The sequence below is a fragment of the Amycolatopsis sp. NPDC049253 genome (genome assembly GCF_040678995.1).
GTDB lineage: Bacteria > Actinomycetota > Actinomycetes > Mycobacteriales > Pseudonocardiaceae > Amycolatopsis.
The window spans coordinates 86,827-110,940 of record NZ_JBFAQX010000015.1 but is presented as its reverse complement, the minus strand read 5'-3'; the positions used below and the strand labels follow the sequence as shown (position 1 = coordinate 110,940).

The 24,114-nt window shown below is 71.8% G+C and carries 32 protein-coding genes; 22 read left to right on the top strand and 10 right to left on the bottom strand.

Annotation, left to right across the window (positions count from 1 at the left end; translation table 11 throughout):
- Positions 1-504, bottom strand: coding sequence for a GNAT family N-acetyltransferase (locus AB0K15_RS29495; RefSeq protein WP_364057418.1), 504 nt, complete (start codon positions 502-504; stop codon positions 1-3).
- 159 nt (positions 505-663) lie between these two features.
- On the opposite strand from AB0K15_RS29495, the gene AB0K15_RS29490 reads away from it, so the two are divergent.
- Complete coding sequence (locus AB0K15_RS29490; RefSeq protein ID WP_285969281.1) at positions 664-822, top strand: hypothetical protein; 159 nt, start codon at positions 664-666, stop codon at positions 820-822.
- A gap of 27 nt (positions 823-849) precedes the next feature.
- Here the strand turns inward: AB0K15_RS29490 and AB0K15_RS29485 are convergent, their stop codons facing one another.
- Entirely contained in the window at positions 850-3,042 is a 2,193-nt protein-coding gene (locus tag AB0K15_RS29485; protein WP_364057415.1) for an MMPL family transporter, read from the bottom strand.
- A gap of 207 nt (positions 3,043-3,249) precedes the next feature.
- On the opposite strand from AB0K15_RS29485, the gene AB0K15_RS29480 reads away from it, so the two are divergent.
- Positions 3,250-3,825, top strand: coding sequence for a TetR family transcriptional regulator (locus tag AB0K15_RS29480; protein WP_364057412.1), 576 nt, complete (start codon positions 3,250-3,252; stop codon positions 3,823-3,825).
- Positions 3,826-3,896: 71 nt separating this feature from the next.
- Complete coding sequence (locus AB0K15_RS29475; protein ID WP_364057409.1) at positions 3,897-4,313, top strand: MBL fold metallo-hydrolase; 417 nt, start codon at positions 3,897-3,899, stop codon at positions 4,311-4,313.
- A 741-nt stretch (positions 4,314-5,054) separates the two neighbouring features.
- Here AB0K15_RS29475 and AB0K15_RS29470 read toward each other — a convergent pair.
- Together AB0K15_RS29470 and soxR are read right to left on the bottom strand one after the other, a co-directional pair.
- On the bottom strand, positions 5,055-5,600 hold the full coding sequence (locus AB0K15_RS29470) for an RNA 2'-phosphotransferase (protein WP_364057406.1): 546 nt from the start codon (positions 5,598-5,600) through the stop codon (positions 5,055-5,057).
- Between the two features lie 45 nt (positions 5,601-5,645).
- Complete coding sequence (soxR, locus tag AB0K15_RS29465) at positions 5,646-6,107, bottom strand: redox-sensitive transcriptional activator SoxR (RefSeq protein WP_220238007.1); 462 nt, start codon at positions 6,105-6,107, stop codon at positions 5,646-5,648.
- Positions 6,108-6,160: 53 nt separating this feature from the next.
- On the opposite strand from soxR, the gene AB0K15_RS29460 reads away from it, so the two are divergent.
- Positions 6,161-6,847, top strand: coding sequence for a thiamine pyrophosphate-dependent enzyme (locus AB0K15_RS29460; protein ID WP_364057402.1), 687 nt, complete (start codon positions 6,161-6,163; stop codon positions 6,845-6,847).
- A gap of 5 nt (positions 6,848-6,852) precedes the next feature.
- On the top strand, positions 6,853-7,752 hold the full coding sequence (locus tag AB0K15_RS29455) for a transketolase C-terminal domain-containing protein (RefSeq protein ID WP_364057399.1): 900 nt from the start codon (positions 6,853-6,855) through the stop codon (positions 7,750-7,752).
- A 51-nt stretch (positions 7,753-7,803) separates the two neighbouring features.
- Here the strand turns inward: AB0K15_RS29455 and AB0K15_RS29450 are convergent, their stop codons facing one another.
- Together AB0K15_RS29450 and AB0K15_RS29445 are read right to left on the bottom strand one after the other, a co-directional pair.
- On the bottom strand, positions 7,804-8,976 hold the full coding sequence (locus tag AB0K15_RS29450) for an acyl-CoA dehydrogenase family protein (RefSeq protein ID WP_364057396.1): 1,173 nt from the start codon (positions 8,974-8,976) through the stop codon (positions 7,804-7,806).
- A 44-nt stretch (positions 8,977-9,020) separates the two neighbouring features.
- On the bottom strand, positions 9,021-9,215 hold the full coding sequence (locus AB0K15_RS29445; protein ID WP_364057393.1) for a hypothetical protein: 195 nt from the start codon (positions 9,213-9,215) through the stop codon (positions 9,021-9,023).
- A gap of 140 nt (positions 9,216-9,355) precedes the next feature.
- Between AB0K15_RS29445 and AB0K15_RS29440 the strand changes: the two genes are divergently transcribed.
- The 4 genes from AB0K15_RS29440 (at position 9,356) to AB0K15_RS29425 (ending at position 12,540) form a co-directional block, all read left to right on the top strand.
- Positions 9,356-10,240 carry a hypothetical protein gene (locus tag AB0K15_RS29440; RefSeq protein WP_364057390.1) on the top strand — a complete coding sequence of 295 codons (885 nt, stop codon included), beginning with the start codon at positions 9,356-9,358 and terminating at the stop codon, positions 10,238-10,240.
- A 42-nt stretch (positions 10,241-10,282) separates the two neighbouring features.
- Positions 10,283-10,903 (top strand): imidazole glycerol phosphate synthase subunit HisH, encoded by a 621-nt coding sequence (gene hisH, locus AB0K15_RS29435; protein ID WP_364057641.1) that lies wholly within the window; start codon positions 10,283-10,285, stop codon positions 10,901-10,903.
- Positions 10,904-10,974: 71 nt separating this feature from the next.
- The gene (gene priA, locus AB0K15_RS29430; RefSeq protein ID WP_364057387.1) at positions 10,975-11,706 is read left to right on the top strand and encodes a bifunctional 1-(5-phosphoribosyl)-5-((5-phosphoribosylamino)methylideneamino)imidazole-4-carboxamide isomerase/phosphoribosylanthranilate isomerase PriA; all 732 of its coding nucleotides are present in this window, start codon (positions 10,975-10,977) and stop codon (positions 11,704-11,706) included.
- 492 nt (positions 11,707-12,198) lie between these two features.
- Positions 12,199-12,540 (top strand): DUF1330 domain-containing protein, encoded by a 342-nt coding sequence (locus tag AB0K15_RS29425; protein WP_364057384.1) that lies wholly within the window; start codon positions 12,199-12,201, stop codon positions 12,538-12,540.
- Positions 12,541-12,550: 10 nt separating this feature from the next.
- Here AB0K15_RS29425 and AB0K15_RS29420 read toward each other — a convergent pair whose 3' ends face one another.
- Genes AB0K15_RS29420 through AB0K15_RS29410 form a run of 3 tightly spaced genes read right to left on the bottom strand, consistent with a single transcriptional unit; the run spans position 12,551 to position 14,392 of the window.
- Positions 12,551-12,937 carry a PPOX class F420-dependent oxidoreductase gene (locus tag AB0K15_RS29420; RefSeq protein ID WP_364057381.1) on the bottom strand — a complete coding sequence of 129 codons (387 nt, stop codon included), beginning with the start codon at positions 12,935-12,937 and terminating at the stop codon, positions 12,551-12,553.
- A 19-nt stretch (positions 12,938-12,956) separates the two neighbouring features.
- Positions 12,957-13,886, bottom strand: a complete 930-nt coding sequence (locus tag AB0K15_RS29415; RefSeq protein WP_364057378.1) for a hypothetical protein — start codon at positions 13,884-13,886, stop codon at positions 12,957-12,959.
- Positions 13,883-14,392, bottom strand: coding sequence for a SigE family RNA polymerase sigma factor (locus AB0K15_RS29410; RefSeq protein ID WP_364057375.1), 510 nt, complete (start codon positions 14,390-14,392; stop codon positions 13,883-13,885). Before AB0K15_RS29410 ends, AB0K15_RS29415 begins: the two co-directional genes overlap by 4 nt.
- Before the next feature lie 78 nt (positions 14,393-14,470).
- Between AB0K15_RS29410 and AB0K15_RS29405 the strand changes: the two genes are divergently transcribed.
- The 13 genes from AB0K15_RS29405 to AB0K15_RS29345 all read left to right on the top strand — a co-directional run bounded on the left by AB0K15_RS29405 (position 14,471) and on the right by AB0K15_RS29345 (position 23,351).
- Entirely contained in the window at positions 14,471-14,911 is a 441-nt protein-coding gene (locus AB0K15_RS29405) for a transcriptional regulator (protein ID WP_364057372.1), read from the top strand.
- Complete coding sequence (locus AB0K15_RS29400) at positions 14,908-15,993, top strand: FAD-dependent monooxygenase (RefSeq protein WP_364057369.1); 1,086 nt, start codon at positions 14,908-14,910, stop codon at positions 15,991-15,993. Before AB0K15_RS29405 ends, AB0K15_RS29400 begins: the two co-directional genes overlap by 4 nt.
- A 58-nt stretch (positions 15,994-16,051) precedes the next feature.
- Positions 16,052-16,825, top strand: coding sequence for an imidazole glycerol phosphate synthase subunit HisF (gene hisF, locus AB0K15_RS29395; RefSeq protein WP_360592030.1), 774 nt, complete (start codon positions 16,052-16,054; stop codon positions 16,823-16,825).
- Positions 16,822-17,187: a phosphoribosyl-AMP cyclohydrolase gene (hisI, locus tag AB0K15_RS29390; RefSeq protein WP_364057365.1), complete on the top strand. Its 366-nt coding sequence runs from the start codon at positions 16,822-16,824 to the stop codon at positions 17,185-17,187. Before hisF ends, hisI begins: the two co-directional genes overlap by 4 nt.
- Positions 17,184-17,546: a DUF1304 domain-containing protein gene (locus tag AB0K15_RS29385; RefSeq protein WP_220238022.1), complete on the top strand. Its 363-nt coding sequence runs from the start codon at positions 17,184-17,186 to the stop codon at positions 17,544-17,546. Before hisI ends, AB0K15_RS29385 begins: the two co-directional genes overlap by 4 nt.
- A complete protein-coding gene (locus tag AB0K15_RS29380) occupies positions 17,435-18,283 on the top strand; it encodes a DUF3592 domain-containing protein (RefSeq protein ID WP_364057640.1) in 849 nt (282 codons plus the stop codon). The genes AB0K15_RS29385 and AB0K15_RS29380 overlap by 112 nt, the downstream gene beginning before the upstream one ends.
- 102 nt (positions 18,284-18,385) lie before the next feature.
- Positions 18,386-19,039, top strand: coding sequence for a DUF3592 domain-containing protein (locus tag AB0K15_RS29375; RefSeq protein ID WP_364057362.1), 654 nt, complete (start codon positions 18,386-18,388; stop codon positions 19,037-19,039).
- A 23-nt stretch (positions 19,040-19,062) separates the two neighbouring features.
- Complete coding sequence (locus AB0K15_RS29370) at positions 19,063-19,293, top strand: hypothetical protein (RefSeq protein WP_364057359.1); 231 nt, start codon at positions 19,063-19,065, stop codon at positions 19,291-19,293.
- 29 nt (positions 19,294-19,322) lie between these two features.
- Positions 19,323-20,105 (top strand): DUF3592 domain-containing protein, encoded by a 783-nt coding sequence (locus AB0K15_RS29365; protein ID WP_364057356.1) that lies wholly within the window; start codon positions 19,323-19,325, stop codon positions 20,103-20,105.
- Positions 20,106-20,222: 117 nt separating this feature from the next.
- Entirely contained in the window at positions 20,223-21,041 is an 819-nt protein-coding gene (locus AB0K15_RS29360) for a DUF3592 domain-containing protein (protein WP_364057353.1), read from the top strand.
- A complete protein-coding gene (locus AB0K15_RS29355; RefSeq protein WP_364057350.1) occupies positions 21,038-21,937 on the top strand; it encodes a DUF3592 domain-containing protein in 900 nt (299 codons plus the stop codon). The genes AB0K15_RS29360 and AB0K15_RS29355 overlap by 4 nt, the downstream gene beginning before the upstream one ends.
- A gap of 29 nt (positions 21,938-21,966) precedes the next feature.
- Entirely contained in the window at positions 21,967-22,596 is a 630-nt protein-coding gene (locus AB0K15_RS29350) for a DUF3592 domain-containing protein (RefSeq protein WP_364057347.1), read from the top strand.
- On the top strand, positions 22,593-23,351 hold the full coding sequence (locus AB0K15_RS29345) for a DUF3592 domain-containing protein (RefSeq protein ID WP_364057344.1): 759 nt from the start codon (positions 22,593-22,595) through the stop codon (positions 23,349-23,351). The genes AB0K15_RS29350 and AB0K15_RS29345 overlap by 4 nt, the downstream gene beginning before the upstream one ends.
- Positions 23,352-23,429: 78 nt before the next feature.
- Here AB0K15_RS29345 and AB0K15_RS29340 read toward each other — a convergent pair whose 3' ends face one another.
- Positions 23,430-24,038 carry a TetR family transcriptional regulator gene (locus AB0K15_RS29340; RefSeq protein WP_364057341.1) on the bottom strand — a complete coding sequence of 203 codons (609 nt, stop codon included), beginning with the start codon at positions 24,036-24,038 and terminating at the stop codon, positions 23,430-23,432.
- Between the last annotated feature and the right edge of the window lie 76 nt (positions 24,039-24,114).

Here is a 24,114-nt window from a genome sequence, read left to right as displayed (position 1 = left end):
CTAGATCTCGAGGTGCGAGTCGACTCCGTCTTCACGCAGGTCGACGTTCGCACCGACGGATTTCATCAGGCGTTGTGCCGCCTTGTTGTCCGTGGTGGTCGAAGCGACATACCGGCCCCCGCCGCCTTCGCGGGCCGCGTCGATCAGGGTCTCGGTGACCCACTTGCCGATCCCGCGGCCCCGCGCCCAGCGGGCGACCCAGACCTGGGCCTCGATCTCGACCGACTTGCCGCGGTGGACGGGGTGCAGCCGCGCGCCGCCGACGATGGTGCCGCCGACCTGGATGGTCCAGGCGGTGGTCGTCGCGGTGTCCGGATCGAGCGAGTTCCGGCGGTGGAACGTCAGGAACGCCTCACGCCGCTCGGGTGTCCAGCCCGGTGGGCCGTCCATCGGCGGCAGCACGTCAAGCGGGTCCGCGCCCTCGACCGCGACGTCCAGAAGCCGGACCAAGGCCTCTTCGTCGAGGGGGGTCAGGACAATCTCCGAATCGGACGCTCCGCTCACGCGGAGAGCTTGCCACGTCGAGGCGCCGGACGCGACGGTCGGTCCAGGTCTGTGACAGCGAGGAGACGTGCGTCACGTCTCCGGCGTGCCGGCGCACCCACCTGAGAGGGCCGCTGCCCCGCCCCGGCCGGACGAGGACCGTGTGGCACGCTGAGCCCCGTGAGCAAAGAGGTTGTCGCCATCCTGCTGCTGGCCCTCGCGGGCTTCCTGGCCGGTGGCGTCTACTCCACGTGGAAGACGGCGAAGTTCATCGCCGTGGCGCTGGGTGTCGCGGCACTGCTGGCGATCGGCGGCGCCGTCGCCTGGCTGGTCGGCTGAGCGACCCGCCAGGCGGACGGCGCGGCCTCACACACGAGCGGGCTCGCGCTCGTCGTCACCGCGGCTGCCGGACGCTTCGAGCGCCTTGGCCAGGCCCTCACCCTCCACGTCGACGTTCGGCAGCACCTTGTGCAGGCCGCGCGGCAGCCACCAGGCATGGCGCCCGAGCAGCGACATCACGGCAGGCACGATCGTCATCCGGATCATGAACGCGTCCACCAGCACACCGAAGGCGAGCGCGAAGCCGATCGACTGGATCAGCGTCGACTCCGCCAGCACGAAGCCCGCGAACACGCTGATCATGATCAGGGCCGCGGCCGTGACCACGCGTGAGCCGTGGCGGAAGCCGGTGACCATGGCCTCCTGCGGGTCGGCGCCGTGCACGTGCTCCTCGCGCATCCGCGTCACCAGGAACACCTGGTAGTCCATCGCGAGTCCGAAGAGGACACCGATGAGCAGGATCGGCAGCATGCTCATGATCGGCCCGGTCGACGCGACGCCGAGCAGGTCGGTCAACCAGCCCCACTGGAACACCGCGACCACGGCGCCGAACGTCGCGACCACCGAGCCGAGGAACCCGAGCGTCGCCTTCAGCGGCACGACGATCGAGCGGAACACCAGCATCAGCAGGATGAACGCGAGGCCGACGATCAGCGCCAGGTAGGGGATCATCGCGTCGGACAGCTTCTCGGACACGTCGATGTTGGCGGCGGTCTGGCCGGTCACGGCCAGGCTCGCGCCCGTGGTCTCGTGCAGCGGCTCGGACTGTGCGCGGATCGCCGCCACGAGGTCCTCGGTCTGCTTGCTGCTCGGCCCGCTCTTCGGGATCACGGTCAGCAGCGCCGTGTCCCCGTCGGCGTTCACGCGCGGTGGCGTCACCCCGGCGACGTCGGGCAGCGTGCTGATGCCCGCGACGGCCTGCTTCAGCGACTCGGGGTCGTGGTTCACCCCGGTGTCGACGACGACCAGCAGCGGGCCGTTGGCGCCGGCGCCGAAGCTCTCGCTCACGAGGTCGTAGGCCTTGCGCTGCGTCGAATCCGGTGCCGCGGTGCTGTCGTTGGGCAGGCCGAGCTGCATGCTCAGTGCCGGGATGGCGACCACCACGAGGCCGGCGAGCGCCGTCAGCAGCACAGGCCAGCGGTGCCGGGCGACGAACCGGGCCCAGCGCTCGCCGTGCGAAGCCCTGTCCGTCTTGCGGCGCAAGCGGATCCGGCCGCCCATGGCCCGGGCGCCGGCGAAGCCGAGGATGGCCGGCAGCAGCGTGAGCGCGATGAGCACGGCGATCGCGACGGTCGCCGCCGCGGCGATGCCCATCTGACCGAGGAACGGGATGCCGACCACGGTGAGCCCGGCCAGGGCGATGATCACGGTGAGCCCGGCGAACACCACGGCGGACCCGGCTGTGCCCGCGGCTCGGCCCGCGGCCTCCTCGGGTTCTCGCCCGATGCTGAGCTCGTGCCGGTAGCGGGAGACGATGAACAGCGCGTAGTCGATGCCCACGGCGAGCCCGATCATCAGGGCCAGCACCGGGGTGTTGGAGTTCAGCTCGAGCGAACCCGAGGCCAGCATGATGCCCGCCATGCCGATGCCGACGCCGATCAACGCGGTGAGCAGCGGGATGCCGGCGGCCAGCAATGATCCGAACGTGATGATCAGCACGACGGCCGCCACAGCCACGCCGAGGCCCTCGGTGGCGTCGGTCGCGGGCATCGCCTGCACCGCGTCGCCGCCGAACTCGACCTCGAAACCGCGCTGCTTGGCGCCGTTCGCGCTGTCGAGCAGCGCCTGCCGGTCGCTGTCCGTGAGCTCGAAGCCCTTGACCTGGTAACTCACCTGGGCGAGCGCCACACGGCCGTCCGGCGAGATCGACTTCGCCTGGAACGGGTCGGCCACGCTCGCGACCTTCGGCGCCGTCTTGAGGCTCGCCACCGTCGACTCGACCTCGGCCTTGCCGGCGGCGTCGGTCACGGTGTGGCCCTGCGGGGCCGCGATCACGACCCGCGCGGTCGCGCCACCGGCCGCGGCCTGCGGAAACTTCGCCTGGAGCTGGTCGATCGCCTGCTGGGACTCGGTCCCGGGGATCGTCACCGAGTCCGAGAGCTGGCCGGACAGCGTGAGCGCGCCGATGCCGAGCGCCACGAGCACGGCCGCCCACACGGCCGAGACGAGAGCGCGTCGCCGGAACGACAACCGGCCGAGCCGGTACAGAAATGTCGCCACGAGTGTTTCTCCGTTTCGCCCGGATAGGGCCTTCGTCACACGAACCAGTGACCCCGAAGCTAGCCGATCGGCAAGGAGGCTGCCAAGCCGATCGGCAAGTATGTGACTAGCCGCACGGCTAGGAGGTTGCTTGTCGATCGGCAAGTATCTCGGTTTGCCGATCGACTAGCTGTCACGTACGCTTCCTGGGCTTGACGAGGAGGAACGATGACTACCGCCGCCCCGGCAGAGGACACTCGGACGCGGCTGCTCGGCACCGCGCTGCGGCTGTTCGCCGAACACGGCGTGGAGGGCACGTCGCTGCAGATGATCGCCGACGCGCTCGGGGTGACCAAGGCGGCTGTGTACTACCACTTCAAGACCAAGGCGGAGATCACCGAGGCCGTCGCGGCGCCCGCCATCCGCGAGCTCGACCACATCGTGTCGGAGGCCGCGAAGCAGCGCCGCCGTGGCACGCAGGTCGACTACCTGCTCGAGGGTTTCGTGGATCTCGTGGTGCGCCACCGCGTGCTCGTCGCGCTGTTCTCCAGCGACCCGGGCATCAACCGCGCGATCGAGAACTCGACGCGCGGGATGGAGGGCTTCAAGAACGCCCTCATCGACATCCTGGCCGGGCCCGAGCCCGACATCTCCTCACGGGTCGCGGCACTGGTCACGCTCACCGGCCTCGCCATGACGGGCGGCTCGCCGGACATCGCGCAGCTCGACGACGAAAGCTTGCGCCGCGAACTCATTGACGTCGGCCGCCGGCTGCTCGGCCGGCCCCGGCGGCACCACGACTAGACCACTGGTGGCAGCCGGGAGTGGGTGGCCGCGGCGTTCGCAATGGCTGAGGCGCCGTCGACGAGGTGCGGGTGACCACGCTCGTGGACAACACCTACGACACCTTCCTGCCGGACGAAGTACACGTCCTGCGGGCGGCGCCGACCTCCGACGTTGTCTCCGCTCCGCAGTTCGAGGACGGCACGACCGCGGTGCGGATGGTGGCCGAGCACAGGTTCTCGGCGCTGGTCACCGCGCGCCGTGGCGACCGGAGTCACTCGATCCTCTTCGACACGGGCCTTTCGCCCGACGCGATGATCGCGAACGCCGACCGGCTCGAGATCGATCTCCGCGACGTGCACAGCGTCGTGCTGAGCCACGGGCACTTCGACCACGCCGGCGGGCCGGCCGCGCGCCTGGGCACCACGAAGGTCTCGATGGTCGTTCACCCGGAGGTGTGGTCGAAACGCCGCTCGATCTGCCCGGACGCGGGGGCGGTTCGCTGCTGACCTGAGCAAGGGTGCTCTGGAGCGCGAAGGCTACGAGGTCATCGAGCGGGGGATGCCCGAGGCGCACCAGCGCTGGACGGGCTCGAAGTGGGAACCGGACCCGCCGGCGATCGACGACCAGGCTCTCGTCGTGAACGTCGGCAACCGAGGGCTCGTCGTGGTGACCGGGTGCGGGCACTCCGGCGTCATCGACACCGTCTGGCACGCGCAGCGCTTGACCCGCGTGGGCCGGCTCCACGCGCTCGTGGGAGGGCGTCACCTGTCGGGCCCGGTTTTCGCGCCCGTGGTTGCGCCGACGATCGCCGCGCTCCAAGACTTCGCGCCGACCGTGCTGGCGCGCGCAGCACGCCCTTGCCGCCGCTTTGCCCGACTCGTGGGTGCCGAGCAGCAGCGGCACCACCTACCGTCTGGCCGCCTGACGAGGAACGCCGTGCGGGTGGCAGCGGCTGTGTGCGGACGAGGTCGCCGCCACCGGCATGGAGGCGGCGAAGAGGCGAGCTCACGCCGGGTCGGCCGGGCATCCTGCCACGGCCGAATCCGGACCGGATCCGGCCGTGGAGCGGCGGGGTCCATGGCGAGCGATCTCGGTGCGGCCGGAGACTCCGCGACGGCGAGCGGGCAGCGTCCGCGCCCCGGCCGCCGGCCGTTGCGGATCGCCCCCGCGCCCCGTCGTATTCGCGCGCCCGGCAACCGCCGCCACGAACGCCGCAGCCACCCACTCACCCGACCACCGTCGCGGCACTAGTTCTCGGTCAGAAACTCCGGTGCGACCGCGGCGGTCAGCCACACCCCGTTCTCACTGCGCTGGAACTCGTGCCCGGCGGCGGCCATTTCGCCCGCCGCAACGCGGAGGACCACCGGACGGCCGTGCCGGGCCCCGACCGCGAGGGCGGTTTCGACGGCGGCCGACAGGTGCACGGCGTGGCGCCGCATCGGGCGCAGGCCCTCCCGGTAAATCGCGGGCAGGAAGCGCGTCGCGGTGCCGTGGTAGAGCACCTCGGGCGGAGCGAGGCGCTCCAGGCCCAGCTCGACGCTGACGCTGTGCCCCTGGTTCGCGCGGATCCTCGTTCCGCTCCCGTCGAAGGCGAAGCGCTGTTTGCTGTTGCGCTCCACCACCTCCGCCAGCTCGGCCCGGCGCACCCGCACGCCGTGGGCGCGCAAGGCCGCCAGCAGCTCGTCGACCCCGACCCAGCCGGCGGCGTCCAGAGTGAGGCCGATCGCTTCGGGTTCGTGACGCAGGTGGCGGGAGAGCCGCTTCGAGACGCGGATCATGTGCTCTTCATTCATGACCGCACCAGTGACCCACATCCAGGCCCGCGCCACAACGGAAATTCAGATGCCGCCCTCGGAAACCGGACGCAGCTTGCTCGCACCGGGGCCGAAGCGGGCCAGCTCGTCGTCCGCGTTGTACAGGCTGCAGCTGCGCAGCGACAGGCAGCCGCAGCCGACACAGCCGGTGAGACGGTCGCGCAGGCGCTGCAGGGCGTCGATGCGCGCGTCGAGCTCGTGCTGCCACTCGCGTGAGAGCCGCGCCCAGTCGGCTTTCGTGGGCGCGTGGTCGGCGGGCAGCGTGGCGAGCGCGCCGCTGATGTCCTCCAGGGAAAGTCCCACGCGCTGCGCGGCCCGGATGAACGCGATGCGCCGCAGCACCGAACGCGGGTAGCGGCGCTGGTTGCCCGCCGAGCGTTCGGACGTGATGAGCCCCTTGTCCTCGTAGAACCGCAGGGCCGTGTGCGGGACGCCGCTGCGTTCGGCGACCTGCCCGATGCTCAAGTGCTCCGCCAACCTCGTCATTGGTCCAGGTTAGCGCTTGACCTAGACATTGGTCGAGGTTGCACCGTGGGAACATGACCACCACAGCAACGGCATACGCGGATCTGCCCCGGCTGATCTCGCTGATGACCGGCGACGACAAGCACCAGGCCGCGGCGGAGTCCACAGTAGACGTTCTCTGGGTGCTCTACGACCGCGTGCTCGACATCTCGCCCGAGAACTTCCACGACCCGGGCCGGGACCGCTTCCTGCTCTCCAAGGGACACGGGCCGATGGCCTACTACGCCGTGCTCACCGTCAAGGGTTTCCTCGACGAGGCCGAGCTCGCCGACTGGTCCTCGGCGCGCTCCCGGCTCGGCCACCACCCCGATCGCAAGCGCGCGCCCGGGGTCGAGATCTCCAGCGGTTCACTCGGCCACGGCCTGCCGATCGCCCTCGGCGCCGCGCTCGGCCTGCGGGCGGGCGGCCACTCCGGCCGCGTGGTGACGCTCGTCGGCGACGCCGAGCTCGACGAAGGCTCCAACGCCGAGGCGATCGTCGTCGCCGCGCGCCTCGGCCTGGAGAACCTGACCACCGTGGTCGTGGACAACCAGTCGTCCACGCACGGCTGGCCCGGTGGCATCGCGCGCCGGTTCGAAGTCGAGGGCTGGGCCACGCGCACGGTCTCCGGTCGCGACCACGAAGCGCTCTACGACGCGTTCACCACCGAACACCCGGGGCGCCCGCTCGCTGTGGTCGCCGTCGTCGAACCGAAGGGCTGACGGACATGCCGACCACGCCGAACATGCGCGAAACCTTCCTCGCCACCACCGAAGAGATCGTGGACGCCGACCCGGACGTCGCCGTCGTCCTCGCCGACATCTCCGCTGCCCAGCTCGCCGGCGTGGCGCGGCGCCACCCGGACCGGGTGGTGAACGTCGGCATCCGCGAGCAGCTGCTCGTGAGCACGGGCGCCGGGTTCGCGCTGGCCGGTCTGCGCCCGATCGTCCACACGTTCTCGTCGTTCCTCGTGGAGCGCGCGTTCGAGCAGATCAAGCTCGACCTGGTCCACCAGTACGTCGGCGCCGTCCTCGTGTCCTACGGCTCCTCCTACGACATGCCGGCCGAAGGCCGCACCCACCAGTCGCCGGGCGACGTCGCGCTGATCGACTCCCTGCCGTGCTGGTATGTCCACGTGCCCGGCCACCCCGACGAGGCCCGCCGCCTGCTGCTCGACTCCGTGCCCGGAGACGGCCGCGTATATCTGCGGCTCTCGGCCGACCAGAACGCAGAACCGCACCTCGGCGTCGGGTTCCAGCGGGTGCGCACCGGCCGCAACGGCGTCGTGCTCGCCGTGGGCGCGATGCTCGACCGGGTGCTCGCCGCGAGCGAAGGCCTGGACGTGACGGTGCTGTACGCGTCGACGATCCGCCCGTTCGACGCCGCGGGACTGCGGGCCGCGGTGGGAGAGGTCGCCGACATCGTGCTCGTGGAGCCGTACCTCAAGGGCACTTCGGCCCACCACGTGAGCGAGGCGCTGCGAGACGTTCCGCACCGCCTGCTGTCCCTCGGCACCCTGCGCGACACGGAGGTGCGCACCTACGGGACGCGGGCCGACCACGACCTCGCGCACGGCCTCGACGCGGGCTCGATCGCGTTGTCCCTCAAGGACTTCCTGCGGTCGTGAGCTTCGGGTCGCCGGGGCTGGGGGTCCCGGCGACCCGTCCGCTTCGGACGGTCAGCGGAACGCCGCGATGCCCGTCACCGCCTGGCCCAGCGACAGCGCGTGCATCTCCTCGGTGCCCTCGTACGTCAGCACCGTCTCGAGGTTCGCCATGTGCCGCATCACCGGGTACTCCAGCGAAATCCCGTTGGCGCCCAGCATCGACCGGGCGGTGCGGGCGACGTCGAGCGCCGAGCGGACGTTGGCGAGCTTGCCGAAACTCACGTGGTTGTGGTGCAGCTCGCCGGCGTCCTTGAGCCGGCCGATCTGCAACGCGACGAGCCCCGAGCGGTTGACCTCGACCAGCAGGTCGGCCAGCTTGCGCTGCGTGAGCTGGAAGCTCGCCAGCGGCTTGCCGAACTGCTCGCGCGAGAGCGTGTAGTCCAGCGCCGTTTCGTAGCACGCGCGGGCCGCGCCGACGACGCCGAACAGGATGCCGTAGCGCGCTTCGTTGAGGCAGGACAGGGGGCCACGCAGGCCGCGCACCTCCGGGAACGCCGCGGATTCCGGCAGCCGCACGCCGTCGAGCACGAGCTCGGCCGTGAGCGACGCGCGCAGCGACAGCTTGTGCTTCACCTCGTTGGCGGTGAAGCCCGGCGTCGACGTCGGCACCACGAAGCCGCGGATGCCCTCGTCGGTCTGCGCCCAGACCACGGCTACGTCGGCGACGGTGCCGTTGGTGATCCACATCTTCGTGCCGGTGAGCACCCAGTCGGAGCCGTCGCGCACCGCGCGGGTGCGCATACTGCCCGGGTCGCTGCCGGCGTCGGGCTCGGTGAGGCCGAAGCAGCCCAGCGCCTCGCCCGCGGCCATCTTCGGCAGCCACTCCTGCCGGTGTTCCTCGCTGCCCCAGCGGTGGATGGCGAACATCGCGAGCGAGCCCTGCACGGAGACGAAGCTGCGCAGGCCGGAGTCGACGGCCTCCAGCTCGCGGCAGGCGATGCCGTAGGCCACCGCGCTCGTGCCGGCGCAGCCGTAGCCCTCCAGGTGCATGCCCAGCAGGCCGAGCTGCCCGAAGCCCTTGGCCAGGTCGCGCGCGGGCAGCGAGCCCGACTCGTACCAGTCGGCTACGTGGTCGAGGAGCTGGTCGCGGGCGTAGTCGCGGACCGCGTCCCGGATGGCCCGATCCTCCTCGGCCAGGCCCGCGTCGAGATCGAGGAAGTCGTGTGGGTCCGGGTTCTTGCTCATCGGCTGCTCCTACTGGCTCGCGTCGACGCGGTGCCAGCAGGAAATCACAGATGACCCCGGTGCCAGCGCGTGGGATTCATCACGTTCTCTTTGCGAGCGTCACGAGAACGACATGCGTCGACCTGCGCGCGGGACGGTTGCGGAGGGATCACCAGCGTCGTGAACTGCGGAAACGGCACGCTGTTGATGTCGTCCCGCCACGCTTCGAACATCTGGCAGAGGAGGTCCGACTCGGACATGTCTTCCTCTTCCCTCGTCCGGGGGCGCCGGCGGCGCCTCAGCCGAACGGGTGAATACCCAGCGGAGCCTCCGGTGAAACGGGGTCGCGTGCAAAAATTCGCGGGCCGCCGCCAAGGTCACGTTCGCGAAGGAGCGAACCATGCGTCTGTCGACGTCGGCGGCGAAAGCCCTCGTACTCTCCACCGCGGCCCTGCTGGGCTGCGCTTCCGTCGCCACGGCGAGCCCCGCCGCCTCCCTCGGCGGCTGGCACCAGGTGGGCAAGACCTCGGTCGCCAACTCGATCAGCGGCGAAGGCATCACCACACTGCGGCTGCCGGGCCACGCGCCGCAGACCGTGTACCGCAACGGCACCACGATCCCGCAGCCGCTCAAGGACGAGGGCTGGGGCCACGTCGGCGACCCCGACTCCCTGCGCGGCTACACCTTCGACGTCTACCAGGACACCGTCACCAACCCGCCGGTGTCGAAGATGTACCTGGTCACCTCGCCGGCCGGGCAGACCACGGAGTTCGTGCACCCGCTGGCGGCCGACGAACCCGCGCCCAACGCGAACGCCCAGGTCGCCGTGAGTCCCGACGGCCAATGGCTCGTCTCGGGCGCGCTCGGTGACGCGACGGAGCTGTTCGTCTCGCCGACGCCGTTCCTCAACCGCCGCGCCCCGCGCGTGGCCGGCGACCTGCCACTCGCGGCGCGGATCCACCTCGACCACACGATCCGCGCCGCCCAGGGCTGCGACTTCGTCTCGACGACACGTCTGCTGTGCGCGACGTCGGACTCCAACAACGACCTCTACCCCACGAGCTACCAGCTCCTGCAGGTCGACCTGCCCCACGCGCTCACCGGCCACGACGTGCGGGCGCACGTGAAGGAGCTCGGGCAGCTCCCGCTGTCGAGCACCTGCGCCGGCGCGTTCACCCCGGAAGGCGTGGACTACGACGCGCCGACGGGCACCCTGCGCGTGGAGGTCGTGCCGCCCGCGCCCTGCAACACCGTGACGGACGTCTACTCCTTCCGCCGCGGCTGACGCGTGCTCGCGCCCCGGGACTACGCTTGACGTGTGTCTCGTGTGGTGATCCTCGACTACGGTTCCGGCAACCTCCGCTCAGCCGAACGCGCCGTCGCGCGCGCGGGCGCCGAGGTGGAGGTCACCGCCGACCCGCATGCCGCGCTCGAGGCCGACGGGCTGGTCGTGCCCGGGGTGGGAGCCTTCTCCGCCTGCATGGCGGGGCTGCTCGACGTGCACGGGCACCGCATCATCGGCAAGCGCCTCGCCGGCGGCCGTCCCGTGCTCGGCATCTGCGTGGGCATGCAGATCCTCTTCAGCCGCGGCGTCGAGCACGGCGAGGAGACCGAGGGCACGGGGGAGTGGCCCGGCACCGTCGAGCGCCTGCACGCAGACGTGCTTCCGCACATGGGCTGGAACACCGTCCGCGCGCCCGAGGACTCGCAGCTGTTCGCCGGCATCGACCCGGACGAACGCTTCTACTTCGTGCACTCCTACGCGGCGCGCGAGTGGGAGCTGGAGTCCGGCCTCGCCGGGCGGCAGCCGAAGGTGACCTGGGCCAACCACGGCGAGGACTTCGTGGCGGCGGTGGAGAACGGCCCGCTGTGGGCCACGCAGTTCCACCCCGAGAAGTCGGGCGACGCGGGCGCGAAGCTGCTGCGCAACTGGCTGGCCACTCTCTAGTCCGGCCTGGTTCGGTGCGGTAGGTCGGCCCGGTGGTCGGGCACCGTGACCGGCGCCTTTACGCTGTCGCGGTGACCTTCACGCTCTTTCCCGCAGTTGATGTGGCCGATGGCCAGGCCGTCCGACTCGTCCAGGGCGAGGCCGGCACCGAGACGTCCTACGGCAGCCCGCTCGACGCCGCGCTCGCCTGGCAGCGCGACGGCGCCGAGTGGATCCACCTCGTCGACCTCGACGCGGCCTTCGGCAAGGGCTCGAACCGCGAGCTGCTGGCCGAGGTGATCGGCCGCCTCGACGTGCAGGTGGAGCTCTCCGGCGGCATCCGCGACGACGCCTCCCTGGAAGCCGCCCTGGCCACCGGCGCGCGGCGCGTGAACCTGGGCACCGCGGCCCTGGAGGACCCCTCCTGGACCGCCAAGGTCGTCACCACCTACGGCGACCGCGTCGCCATCGGCCTCGACGTGCGGATCACCGACGCCGGCCACCGCCTGTCCTCGCGCGGCTGGACCTCCGACGGCGGCGACCTCTGGGAAGTCCTGGAACGCCTCGACCGCGACGGCGCGGCCCGCTACGTCGTGACCGACGTCAGCAAGGACGGCACCCTCAAGGGCCCGAACCTCGACCTCCTCCGCGAAGTCGCCGCCCGCACCGACGCCCCCGTGATCGCCTCCGGCGGCGTGTCCAGTGTGGACGACCTGAAAGCACTCGCCGGCCTCTCCTGCGACGGCATCGAAGGCGCCATCGTCGGCAAGGCCTTGTACGCCGGCGCCTTCACCCTGCCGGAAGCCCTGGCCGCCGTCCGCTAGCCGCCCCTCCACGCCCACTCACTCAGCACCTCCCCACCCCACTGCGGCGTCCGTTGCGCTCACGCACCGACGCCCCATCGGGCCGCTTTTGTCCCCACTTCACCGCCGGCCGCTTGCGTAACTCCCGCGCGCCACGGGCCTGTGCGCGTTCTTGTTCCCACTTCACCGTCGGTCGCCCGCACAACCCGAGCGCATCACCAACCTGCGCGCGTTCTTGCCCCACTCAACGGTTGGTCGCTCGCGCAACCCCCGCTCACCACGGGCCCGCGCGAGCTCTTGCCGCCACTTAACCGTCGGTCGCCCGCACAACCCGAGCGCGCCACCAACCCGCACGTGCTCTTGCCTCCACCCAACCCCCACCCGGCAACCCAACCCAAACTCTCCCCACCCCTCCCCGCACCCCGGCCACTACCCCTCGCGTAATCGACATGCTTACCCCTCCTCGACAGGATCAGTTCTCAACACGCAACCGATCCGACCGAGGAGACCAAAATGACCGCCTACGCCATCGCCCACCTTCGCCAGCCTGGTGTGATCCACCCCGAGGTAAGCGAGTACCTCCGCCGCATCCGGTCCACTTTGGAACCATTCGGCGGCCGCTTCCTGGTGCACGGCGCACAAGCACAGGTCGTCGAGGGAGTGTGGCCGGGTCCGATCGTCGTGATCAGCTTCCCGGACCTGGGCCGGGCCCGGGGCTGGTACGACTCGCCCGAATATCGCGAGATCCTGCCGCTGCGCACCGACCACCTGGTGGGTGACGTGGTGCTGGTCGAGGGCGTGGATCCGGGGCACGACCCGGCGAAGCTGGCCGAGGGGCTGGGCGTCGCCGGGTGACCGGGACCGCTCAGCCTTCGTCCAGCTTCACCGCGATCCCGATCGTGCGTTGGGGCCCGCCACGAAGCTTGCTGAAAAACATCGACACCGGCCCCACCAACGGATAATGGCGGCGGATCGCCTTCCGCACCCGCTCAGTCCCGGCATCGTCCAACAACCGCGCGGTCCCGGTGGTCACGGGCCCATGCGTACGACCGCGAACGTCACTCGCCTGGATCTCGACGCGCCCACCGTTGCGGATCCGCTTCACCTTGCCCGCCTTGCGTTCCGAGTACACCAGCAACTCGTCACCATCGATCCCGAACCAGACAGCGGTAGGCACAGCCCGCCCATCCCGGCGAAACGTGGTGAGAACGACGTACTTCTCACCGGCAAACAGGCTCAGCTCCGTAGACATGGACCAACCCTAGCCGCGGTCAAGACCCCAGCCAGCCGTAATCCGGGGCGGGGTCCAGCACCACCGCACCGGCGACGGCCACCAACTCCGCCCGCGGCACCTTCCCCGAAACCGTGAGCCAACGACCCGACGCCAGCCGCACCGTCACCAGGTCCGCCACGGCCGCGCCCGGGACGCCGCGCACCGTGACCGGCACCGATCCACCGAGACCAGGCGAGGCCGCGCCCACCGTGGCCTGCACCGGCCCGGCCGCCAACGTCGTCGTCGCTTCCGCGGCGCTCATCCCGCTGACCGTCGTCGCCGTCTCCCGAAGCCCGGCCGGCAGCGGCCCGAACCGCGCCTCCCCGCGAACCGGGATCGGCCGGCTCTCCGAGACATCCTCCGCGATCCGCTGCGCCACGGCCCGAGCCGACGGCACCGCATCGACCTCGGCCCGCAGCACATGGGTCTCGTCGGGCGACCACGTCAGCACCGCCGACGTCGTGGACCCGGTCAGCATCGCGACCCGCCCGTGCACCAGCACCTGGTCACGCACCGCGGCGATGCGCAGCGCCGTCGCGGACCACTCGGGATCCTTCGTCGAGAACGCCGACAGCTCGATCCGGCTCGGCCCGGCGAACCAGCGGCGCACCTGCGGCGTCGTGCCCGGCCCGGCCGAGCGGTACTGCTCGGTGAACCCGTCGGGCAGCCACCCCGGCGTGTACCCCAGCACCGGTTCACCCGCGGCAGGCGGCACCCGCGAGGGCCAGGTGGCCACCACCGACACCCCGACGGTCACCGCCACCACCGCGGCGGCCACCGCCACCAGCGCCAGCCGCGGCCGGCGCCGCCGCGACTGGCGGGCGCGGACCAGGGCGTTGCGGACTTCGTGGCCGTCGGGAGCGCGTTCGGCAAGCCGTTCGAGGCTGTCGCGCAGCAGCGTCTCGGTGTCGCGGGCGGGCTGGCTCATTCTCCGGCTCCGGTGGTCAAGGTGGTGGGCAAGGGGTACGCCGTGGCGCGCAGGGTCGCGAGCGCGCGCGAGATCTGGCTCCGCACGGTGGAGGTGGCGCATCTGAGGACGTCGCCGATCTCCTCGTCGGAGTAGTTCTCGTAGTAGCGCAGCACCAGCGCCGCGCGCTGCTTGCGCGGCAGCGTCGCGAGGCGGGCCAGCATCTCGTCGCGCTCGTCGTAGGCCACCGACGGGTCGGCCGCCGGCGGGCTGATCGCGTCGAGTACCTCGTGGCTCGACGGCACCACGCGCCGGACCGCGCGGCGCCGCCAGGACAGGTACTCGTTGGTGACCATCCGGCGCACGTACGTGGGCGGCGAGTCGATCTTCGTCCAGCGCTGCTGGGCCCGCAGCAGCACGTCCTGCACGATGTCCTGCGCCAGGTGCGGATCGTCGGTGAGGACGGTCGCGTAGCGCAGGAGCCCGTCGAGGCGCTCCGCGACGAACTCGTCGAAGCTGGTGGTCACGCTCCTTCAGACGCGCGAGGGGCCCGTTCTGATGCATTCCGATCGAATTTCAGTAGTGACTAGCCTATGCTGACCATCATGGACGACGAGGTGCTCGAGTGGGTCGAGCGGGTCGCGGGCTTCCTCACGCAGGAGTACGGCCTGCCGCCGATCGCCGGGCGCGTGCTCGGCTGGCTGATGGCGTGCGACCCGCCGGAGCAGTCGGCGGCGCAGCTGGCCGAGGCGGTGGCCGCGAGCCGCGCGTCGCTCACCACGAACCTGCGGCTGCTGCTCGACGCCGGGCTCGTCGGCAAACGGCTCGGCCGCGGTGAGCGCACCGCCTACTACCGCGTGGACGACGACGCGTGGCAGCGCGTGATCCGCCGCCGCATCGCCACGCTGGGCTCGTTCCGAGACATCACGAACGCCGGCATCGAGCTGCTCGAACGCGACGGCGGCCGGGCGGCCCGGGTGCGCAGTGCCGACGCGGCGTTCGCGTGGCTGGCCGAGGCGTTCGCGGACGCGGGTGAGCCGAAGTGAAGGCCGTGGTGGTGGGTGGCGGGATCGGCGGGCTGACGGCCGCGATCGCGCTGCGCCGCACGGGTCACGAGGTCACGGTGCTGGAGCGCGCGCCCGAGTTGCGGGAGATCGGGGCGGGGCTTTCCCTGGCGCCCAACGCGCTGCGGGCGCTCGACGCGCTGGGGATCGGGGAGCGGGTGCGGAAGCACTCGGCGCCGTCGGAGGTCACGGGGACACTTCGGACGTCGTCGGGCCGCTTCCTGTGCCGGTTCCGCGCGGGCCGGGACGAGCCGCTCGCCGCGTTCCACCGTGCGGAGCTGCATTCGGCTTTGCTGGCGGAGCTGCCGGAAACCCTGGTGCGCACGGGAACCGAGGTGACCGACCAGTCCGAAGTGGACTCAGACGTGATCGTGGCGGCCGACGGTGTCCACAGTGGATTGCGCCGCCGGCTGTTCCCCGCCGCGCCCGGGCCCGGGTTCCGCTACACGGCCTGGCGCGGCGTCACCGAACCCGGTGCGGCGCCGCCGGTGCGCGGCAGCTTCACGATGGGCCGCGGCGCGTACTTCATGATCCACCCGCTGCCGGGTGACCGGGCCTGCTGGGCCCTCGGCGCCGCCGAGTCCACGCCCGGCGTGCGCCACCCGAGCGAACACGCCGAGGTGACCCGCCGCGTCGCGGACTGGCCTGCCGAGGCCCGCGAGCTCGTGGCAGCGACGCGGCCGGACGCCGTGCTGCACAACGACATCCTCGACCTCGACCCGCTGCCCGCGTTCACGAGCGGGCGCGTCGCACTGCTTGGTGACGCGGCTCACGCCGTGCCGCCGGACCTCGGCCAGGGCGCCTGCCAGGCGATCGAGGACGCCGTGGTCCTCGCCGCCTCGCTGCGGGACCACCCCGTGCCCGAGGCGCTCGCCGCCTACGACGCCGCGCGCCGCCCACGTGCGGCGTACGTCACGAAGCAGGCGCGCGGCAAGGCGGTGGCCGACACGTCGCCGGCGTGGTGGCTGCACGCGCTGCTGGCGGTGACCGTGCCGTTGATGCCGGCGTCGGTGATCCGGCGCCGGGCCGCGCTCTTGTGGGACTGGACTCCGCCCGTCCTCTGACCGCCCGTGCTCCGACCGGGCGGGCGGACCGTCGCAGGTGGACGGCTACCCTGGTGGCATGGCTGTGGCGGTGAGGGTGATCCCGTGTCTGGACGTCGACGCGGGCCGCGTGGTGAAGGGCGTCAACTTCGCCGATCTGCGTGACGCCGGCGACCCGGTGGAGCTGGCCCGGCTGTACGACCACGAAGGCGCCGACGAGCTGACTTTCCTCGACGTCACCGCGTCGTCGGGCAACCGCGAGACCACCTTCGACGTGGTCCGCCGCACGGCCGAGCAGGTCTTCATCCCGCTGACCGTGGGCGGCGGCGTGCGCTCCAACGACGACGTGAACCGCCTGCTGCGCACGGGCGCGGACAAGGTGAGCATCAACACGGCCGCGATCGCGCGTCCGGAGCTGCTGCGCGAGGCGTCGCGCCGGTTCGGGGCCCAGTGCATCGTGCTGTCGGTCGACGCGCGGCGCGTGCCCGAGGGCGGCGAGCCGACGGCGTCGGGCTTCGAGGTGACCACCCACGGCGGGCGCCGCGGCACCGGCATCGACGCGGTCGAGTGGGCCGCGCGCGGCGAGGAGCTGGGCGTCGGCGAGATCCTGCTCAACTCGATGGACGCCGACGGCACCAAGTCCGGCTTCGACCTGTCGCTGATCGAGATGGTCCGCCGCGCGGTGCGCGTGCCGGTGATCGCCAGCGGTGGCGCGGGTGCCGTCGACCACTTCCTGCCGGCCGTGGAGGCGGGCGCCGACGCGGTGCTCGCGGCGAGCGTGTTCCACTTCGGACAGCTGAAGATCGGCGACGTCAAGGGCGCCCTGCGTGAAGGCGGGGTCGTCGTCCGATGAGCCTCGACGCAGACCTGTCCCAGCGGCTCAAGCGCAACGCCGACGGCCTGATCGCGGCCGTCGTCGTGGAGCACTCGACGTCCGACGTGCTGATGATGGCCTGGATGAACGACGAGGCCCTGGAGTCCACCCTCACGACCCGGCGCGCGACCTACTGGTCCCGCAGCCGCCAGGAGCTGTGGGTCAAGGGCGAGACCTCGGGCCACGTCCAGCACGTCCGCGAAGTGCGGATCGACTGCGACGGTGACACAGTGCTCCTGCGTGTGGACCAGACCGGCCCGGCCTGCCACACGGACACCCACACCTGTTTCGACTCCGCGGAGCGCCTGCTCCTCGCCGACGAGAGTGAGAACACCCCGTGACGGTTGTTGCGAACGTGCTGGTGGGGCTGGTCGCCCTCATCCACGTTTACATCGTGGTGCTCGAAATGTTCCTCTGGACGACCCCGCGTGCCCGCGCGGCGTTCGGCACCACCGAGGCGTTCGCGCAGGAGAGCAAGGCGCTCGCCGCGAACCAGGGGCTCTACAACGGTTTCCTCGCGGCGGCCCTGATCTGGGGCCTCATCGCGACCGACCCGACGGGCTTCCAGTTCAAGCTCTACGGCCTGGCCTGCGTGATCGTCGCCGGCCTGTACGGCGCCGCGACGGCCTCGAAGCGGATCCTGCTGGTGCAGGTGCTGCCGGGCGTGCTCGCGCTGGTGTTCGTGCTGCTGGCGCGCTGAGTGCCGATCCGGCCCGCGAGACGCGGCGGCTGCGCGCCATCGCCTCGCGGGCGTGGGCGCTCGCGGCGCTGTGGTGCCTGGTTTTTTCGGGCGGACTGGTCGCGGTGCTGGGCGCTCTCCATTCGGCGGACACCCTGCTGGCGACCGGCACACGCGTGCCGGGGACGGTCGTTTCCGTCGCCACTCCGCCGAAGGGCACGCGCTGGATCGACGTGTCCTTCCGTGCCGACGGCCGCACGCTGACCGAACGCGTCGACCGCAGCTCCACGGCCGCCTACACCCCGGGCGAGCGTGTGACGGTGGTCTTCGACCCGGCCGACCCGGCGCGCGTCCGCACGACCGCCGAGGACGGCCTGAGCGAGAACGGCCTTGGCTTCGCCTGGATCGGCGTCGGCCTGGTCCTGCTGTGCTCCCTGGTCGCCGTGGCGGGCGCCGTCGGCTGGTCCCGCCGCTCCCGCGCCGTGCGCCGCACGGGCTGGCAGGAGGGCACGGCCACCGTCGTCCTCGCGCCCCCCACCGGCCGCACCGTGAACCCGCCGTACGTGCACGTGCGCCTGCTCTCCGGCGAGGTCGTCCGCCTGCGCGCCGTGCCGTCGACCCACGGCGCCCGCTTCCTGCGCACCTACACCGACCGCCCCGCCTGGCTGGGCGGCGCCGGGTCCGCGTCGGTGATCCTCTTCCGCCACGGCCGCGGCGAAGCGCCGTACGCCGTGCCGGCCGTGGTCGCGCGCGGGTGAGTCGAAACGCCGGACGGTCCCGTTCGGTCGCCTTCGTCGGCGGTGTTTTCGATCCCAGCTTTTCCCCTGGTGGAGCGCGATTTCCCGGTCGTACCCTCTCTGATGGACCTGGGGAGGACCGGCCGGAGCGAACGCTCCGGCGGTGACGACGACCAGTCTCTTCCGGTGGACCGGGACAACGCCGTGGTCCGCCTCGGCCGGGCCGGGGCGACGCCGATGAGCGGGCCGGCGCGGCCTCGCAACAGCCGCGAGCACAGGCGGGCCAAGCGGCTTGCGGAGCGGCAGCGGAAGTGGGACGGGGCGGTCCACCGCCGGTTCCGGCGTGCCGTGTGGACCGCCGTGGCGCGGCTGGTCGTGCTGCTCACCGGAGGCGCCGGTGTCCTGCTGACGGGCTTCGCCACCGAAGCGCTCCTGACCCGCGGCGCCCGCGCGCACGGCGAGGTGACGGCCGTGAGCGAAGAGGTCGTGATCGTCGACTACGTGGTCACCGGGGTGAGCCTGCGCGCGGTGATCGACCACATCTCCGACCACCGGTACGTCGCGGGGGAGACCGTGCCGGTGTTCTACGACCCCGCCGACCCGCACACCGCGCGCCTGCACGACGACGTGAACCTGAGCCTCGGGGTGATGGCGCCGTCCCTCCTCCTCGTCTCACGAGCCTGGCCGCGATCCCGATCGAGGTCGCCCACGTGGTGGGCTGGGCCCGCCGCCGAGGCTCGCCCTGGCACCCCGCCACGGCGATCGTCCTGCCCCTGAGACTGCGCCCCGACGCCCCGGAGGTGTTCCACACACTGGAGTTCGTCCTCCCCGGCGGCGTCACCATCGAGGCGAAGACCACCTCCGTCCTGCCCGGCCGGTACGCGTTCCTCCGCCACCGTGGCCGGCGAGAGGTGTGGGTCTCCGGTTCCGGCCGCACGCTCGCCGTGGTCCTGCCCGTCGGCCCCCGCGACGGCGAGCCGTACGCGATCCCGTTTCGCCTGACGTCCACCTCGAAGCGGACGCTCGCCTGAACCACGCGCCGCTGTCGTACGCTCTGGCCGTGGCCCTGGGGAAGACCAACGAAAACGCCGGCGAACCGCTTCCTGCGGCCGCGGACTCCGCGTCCGAGGACCGCGCGCTGCGCCGGCAGTTCTGGCGGGCCGTCGGCTGGGTCGTGCTGTGCGCGCTGGTCGTGCCGGCGTCGGCACTGGGCATCGGGTGGCAGGACCTGCGCGCCGACTGGCTCCTCGACCACGGCGACGAGGCCACCGGAAAGGTCGTGGCGGTCCACACGCCCCGGGACGGCGACGGCACGCCCACCATCACGGTCTCCTACACCGCCGCCGGCGTCCCCGAACAGGCCGAGATCAACCGCGACTCCGACCGCGAATACGAAGTGGGCGAACCGATCTCGGTGTTCTACGACCCCGCCGACCCGGCCCGTGTGCGCACCGAAGACGAACAGAACGTCGGCGACGGGTGGATGGCGGTGTTCTCGGTCCCGCTGATCTTCGTGGCGATTCTCCTGCCGTTGACGATCACCCTCGCCGTGGGCTGGGCGCGTCGCCGCCGGCTCGCCCGCCGCACGGGTTGGCGGCCAGTCCGCATCCAGGCCCACGATCGCGCCGACCACGCGCAGGTCGTCCGCTTCACCGTCGGCGGCCGGCAGGTCGTCGCCCGCACGACGTCGCTGACGCGCGTGCCTCGTGAGGGGAGCCGCCGGGCCGGCGCGAGGGTCGCGGGGTCGGGCCTCCGGTTCGTTCTGGTGCTGCCCCGCGGTTCCCGCCGCGGCGGGAACCGCGTGGTGGCCTTGCGCGCGTTCGATCCCCGCCGCGGCGGGTGACTGCCGAGGGGACCGTCAGCACGCTCGACGGGCCCTCTCGGTTGCCTTCCCAGCCGGTGTTCTGAATCGCAGCTTTTTCGCTGGTGGAACGAGATTTCCCGGTCGTAGGCTCTCCTGATGGATCTGGGGACGACCGGCGCGGGCGAAACCCCGCGCCAAGAAGACGACGAACCTCTCCTAGCCCGCACCGGGCGGCTGCCGAAGCCGGACCCGGTGATCTTGGACCGGGCCGTGCGCTCGCGGATCTGGCACGCCCTCGGCGCGGCCGCGCTGTGGGTCCTCGTGGTGGCCGCGACGATCGTCGGTTCGTCCGTGCTCTTCGACCGGGCGGACCGCCTGCTCACGGACGGGGTGAAGGCGCCCGCGCGAGTGGTCGCCGTGGAGGACGGGAAAACCGGGCCCTATCTCGTCGTGGACTACCTGGCACCGGGCGTCGAAGGCAGGATCGACCTCGACTCCGGTAACCGGTACTTCGTCGGCGAAGTCCTGACGGTGTACTACGACCCGGCCGATCCGGCGCACGTGCGCACCACGGAAGAGCCCAACGGCGACGACTCCTGGGCCTTGGGCTCGGTCGTCGTGGTCGTTCTCGAGGCGGGCGCGCTCTCGTGGGCCGTGGCGTACCCGGTCGTCCTGGACCGGCGCCGGCGGCTCGCGCGCCGCTCCGGGTGGCGACCGGTCAAGGTCACGTCCCTGCGCGATGGCAGGTACGTCCTGAACCACGGCGGCCGCGAACGGACGTGGGCCCGCGTCGTCACGCTGCTGCGCGGTCGTTACGAGTACTTGGCCAAGCGGCCCGTCCCCGCCTGGGTAGCCGGCGAAGGCGCCCGCCTGCTCCTCGTGGCCCCGCGCGGCAACCGCCTCTATGCCATCCCCCTCGGCCGCAGCCCCGGCTGGTCCCCGATCCTGCCGCCACGCCGGGGACTGAGCCGATGACCGGGGGACCGGACCCGGCCGCGTTGAACCGCGCGGTACGCCTGCGGATCCGGCGCGAGGTGGCAGCCGCGATGCTGTGGGCGCTCGGCGGCGGTGGGGCCTGTCGGGCGCAGCTGGTGGATGCGTTGTCCGACGCGCTTCTCGGACAGTGGGTGGCCGTGCCCGCGCGGGTGACCGCGGTCGACGACCACCCGCTGCGCGGATCCCCGTACCTCGCGGTGGACTACCTCGGCTGGGGGACGGCCCGGCAGGCGACGATCGACCACGACTCCGACACGCGGTACTTCGTCGGCGAAGTCCTGACGGCGTACTACGACCCGGCCGACCCCGGGCGTGCCCGGACCGACGGCGACCGCAACGACGGTTTCGCGCTCGCGCTGCTGCGCGGCGTGACCCTCTGCTCGCTGTGCTGCCTCCCGTGGGCGGTGGTGTTTCCCGTGCTCCTGGCACTGCGCCACCGGGCCGCCCGCCGCTCCGCCTGGGAGCCGGTCGAGGTCACCGCGTTCAGCGACGGGTCGCTGCTGCTCGCCGGCCGGGAGCGCACGGCGACCGGCACCAGCACGGTCACCCGCCGGTGTTGCCCATACCTCGAAGGAAAACCCTCCCGAGGCTGGGTCGCCGGCGAAGGCCGGCGCCTGGTCCTGGTGATCCCGCGAGGCACGGGCCCGTTTCGCGATCCCGCTTCGCCGCCTCAAACTCCAGCCACGGAAAACCCCAGGGGGACAGCACGATGGTCGCCGAAGACCAGCCCGCGAGACGGCCGCGCGCCAAACGGCATCGCCACCAAACCCGCCGGCAACGCGCCGAACGGGGACCCGCCGACCCCACGGGGTGGGATCGCGCGCTGCGCAAGCGGTTCTGGCGCGCGGCCGCCGCGGCGACGGCGTGGTTCCTGATCATCCCGGTGGCGGTCACCGTGATTTCCTTGCTGCACAACAGGTCCACCTGGCTGCTCGACCACGGCACGAAGGTCGAGGGGCGCGTGGTCGCCGTGTACACCCCGGCGCGGGGCGCGCCGACCGTCACGGTGGACTACCCCGTCGGCGACGTCCTCGCACAAGCGGTGATCAACCGCGACTCGGACGACGACTACGTCGAGAACGAGCGCGTCCAGGTCTACTACGACCCGGCCGATCCGCAGCGCGTGCGGACCGACGACGAGGAGAACGTCACCAACGCGGGGATGGCTTTCGCCGTGATCCCGATGCTCGTGGCCTTGCTCGTCTTCCCGTGGCTGATCGCGTACACGCTGGGCTGGGCCCGCCGGCGCCGATGCGCCCGCAAGTCGGGCTGGGAACCCGTCACCGCCGTCGTTTTCGACTCCTCGGGTGGCTACCAGCTCCTGCGCCTCGACTTCCCCGATGGCCGGCGGCTCGCCGCCCGCACCGTGGCGGCGCTGCGCGGGCGCTACTCCTTCCTTCGCAACGGGCCGGTCGAAGCGTGGGTCTCCGGCGAAGGCCGCCGCTTCACCCTTGCGCTGCCACACCACGCGAAGGGGCCCTACGTGATCCCCCTGCGCGTCCCGAGCGGATCACGATGGCCGGCCGGCCGATGAGCCCCGAAGCGGACGAGACAGCCTGGAACCGCGTGCTGCGCAGGCGATCGTGCCGATCCGTCGCAGCCGCCTTCTTCTGGCTCCTCGTCCTGGCTTCGACGGTGGGCGGCATGATCGCCCTGGACGCTTCCGCGGACACGCTGCTCGTGAGCGGGATGCGCGCGGTCGGCCGGGTGGTCGGCGTCGCGGACCCGCGCCGAGGGACGCCGACCATCACCGTGGACTACACCGTGGGTGTCACGCCCCGGGAAACCGTCGTCAACCGGGACTCCGGGCTGGCCTACCACGTGGGGGATCTCGTGTGGGTCTACTACGACCCGGTCGATCCGCAGCACGTGCGCACGGCCGAAGAGCGCAACCGCAGCGACGCCTGGAAGTGGGGCCTGGTCTCCCCGGCGCTCGTGGCGCTGGTCTTCTTCCCCTGGGGCACGGTGTTCGCGGTGCGCTGGCTCCGCCGGTGGCGTGCGGCCCGGCGGTCGAGCTGGGTGCCCGTCACGGTGACCGACGCGACGCCCGAAGCGGCGCACCAGGCGCTGGCTCTCAAGGTCGACGACGCGGGGCGGCTGAGGGTCCGGACCCTCTCGATGCTGCCCGGCCGCTACACCTTTCTGCAGGGCCCCGAACCGACGCGAGCATGGATCGGCGGCGCAGGCTCGGCCACGGTCCTCGTGCTCGCCCGGGGGCCGCGCAGAGCCCGTCCCTGCCCGATCCCGGTCCGCCCGCAGCTGGGCTGGACCTGGCCGGCCGGCCGGTGAGCGGCGGGCCGCGACGGGCGGTGCTGATCGTGCCGGGGCGGAGGCGGTCTCGATGCAGACGATCAGCACCCGCCGGACCTAAAGCCCCAGATCCCCCGTCAGATACCGCTGCAGGTTCGGCGCGATCGCCGTGACGAGGGTTTCCACCTCGGCCGACGCGATCGGCTCGAAGCGGGCGATGTAGCGGACCATGCCCAGCCCCACGACCTGCGAGGCGCACAGCGTGGTCCGCAGCCCGGGCTGGTCGGAGCCGATGTCGCCGATCACCTCGGCGAAGAACCGCGAGAAGAAATCCCGCAGCACGGTCGCGGCCAGCTCGTGGCCCGCGACGCTGCGGATGAGCGCCTGGAACGTGTCGCCGCCGGCGCCGTCCCAGCGGGTGACGAAGACGCGGACGATCCGTTCGCCCAGCTTGTCGTCGGGGCCGTCGCGCAGGGTCGCGAGCAGTTCGAGCGGGGAGAACGGCAGCTCGAGCACGGCCTGGGCGAACAGGCCTTCCTTACCGCCGAACCAGTGGTTGACCATGGCCGCGTCGACGCCGGCGCGCGCGGCGATCGCGCGCACGGTGGCGCGTTCGTAGCCGTGCTCCGCGAACACCGCGCGTGCGGCCTCGATCAGCGCCGTCCGGGTGTCCTGTCCGGCGGGCCGGCGGCCGCGCCTGCGGGAGGTAGTGTCTTCGGTGCTCACGGGTCCACTATGACTCGTCGCCCCCTTGAATTCAACAGGTGCTGAATTCAAGGGCCGCCCAAGGTCCGCCGAGGCC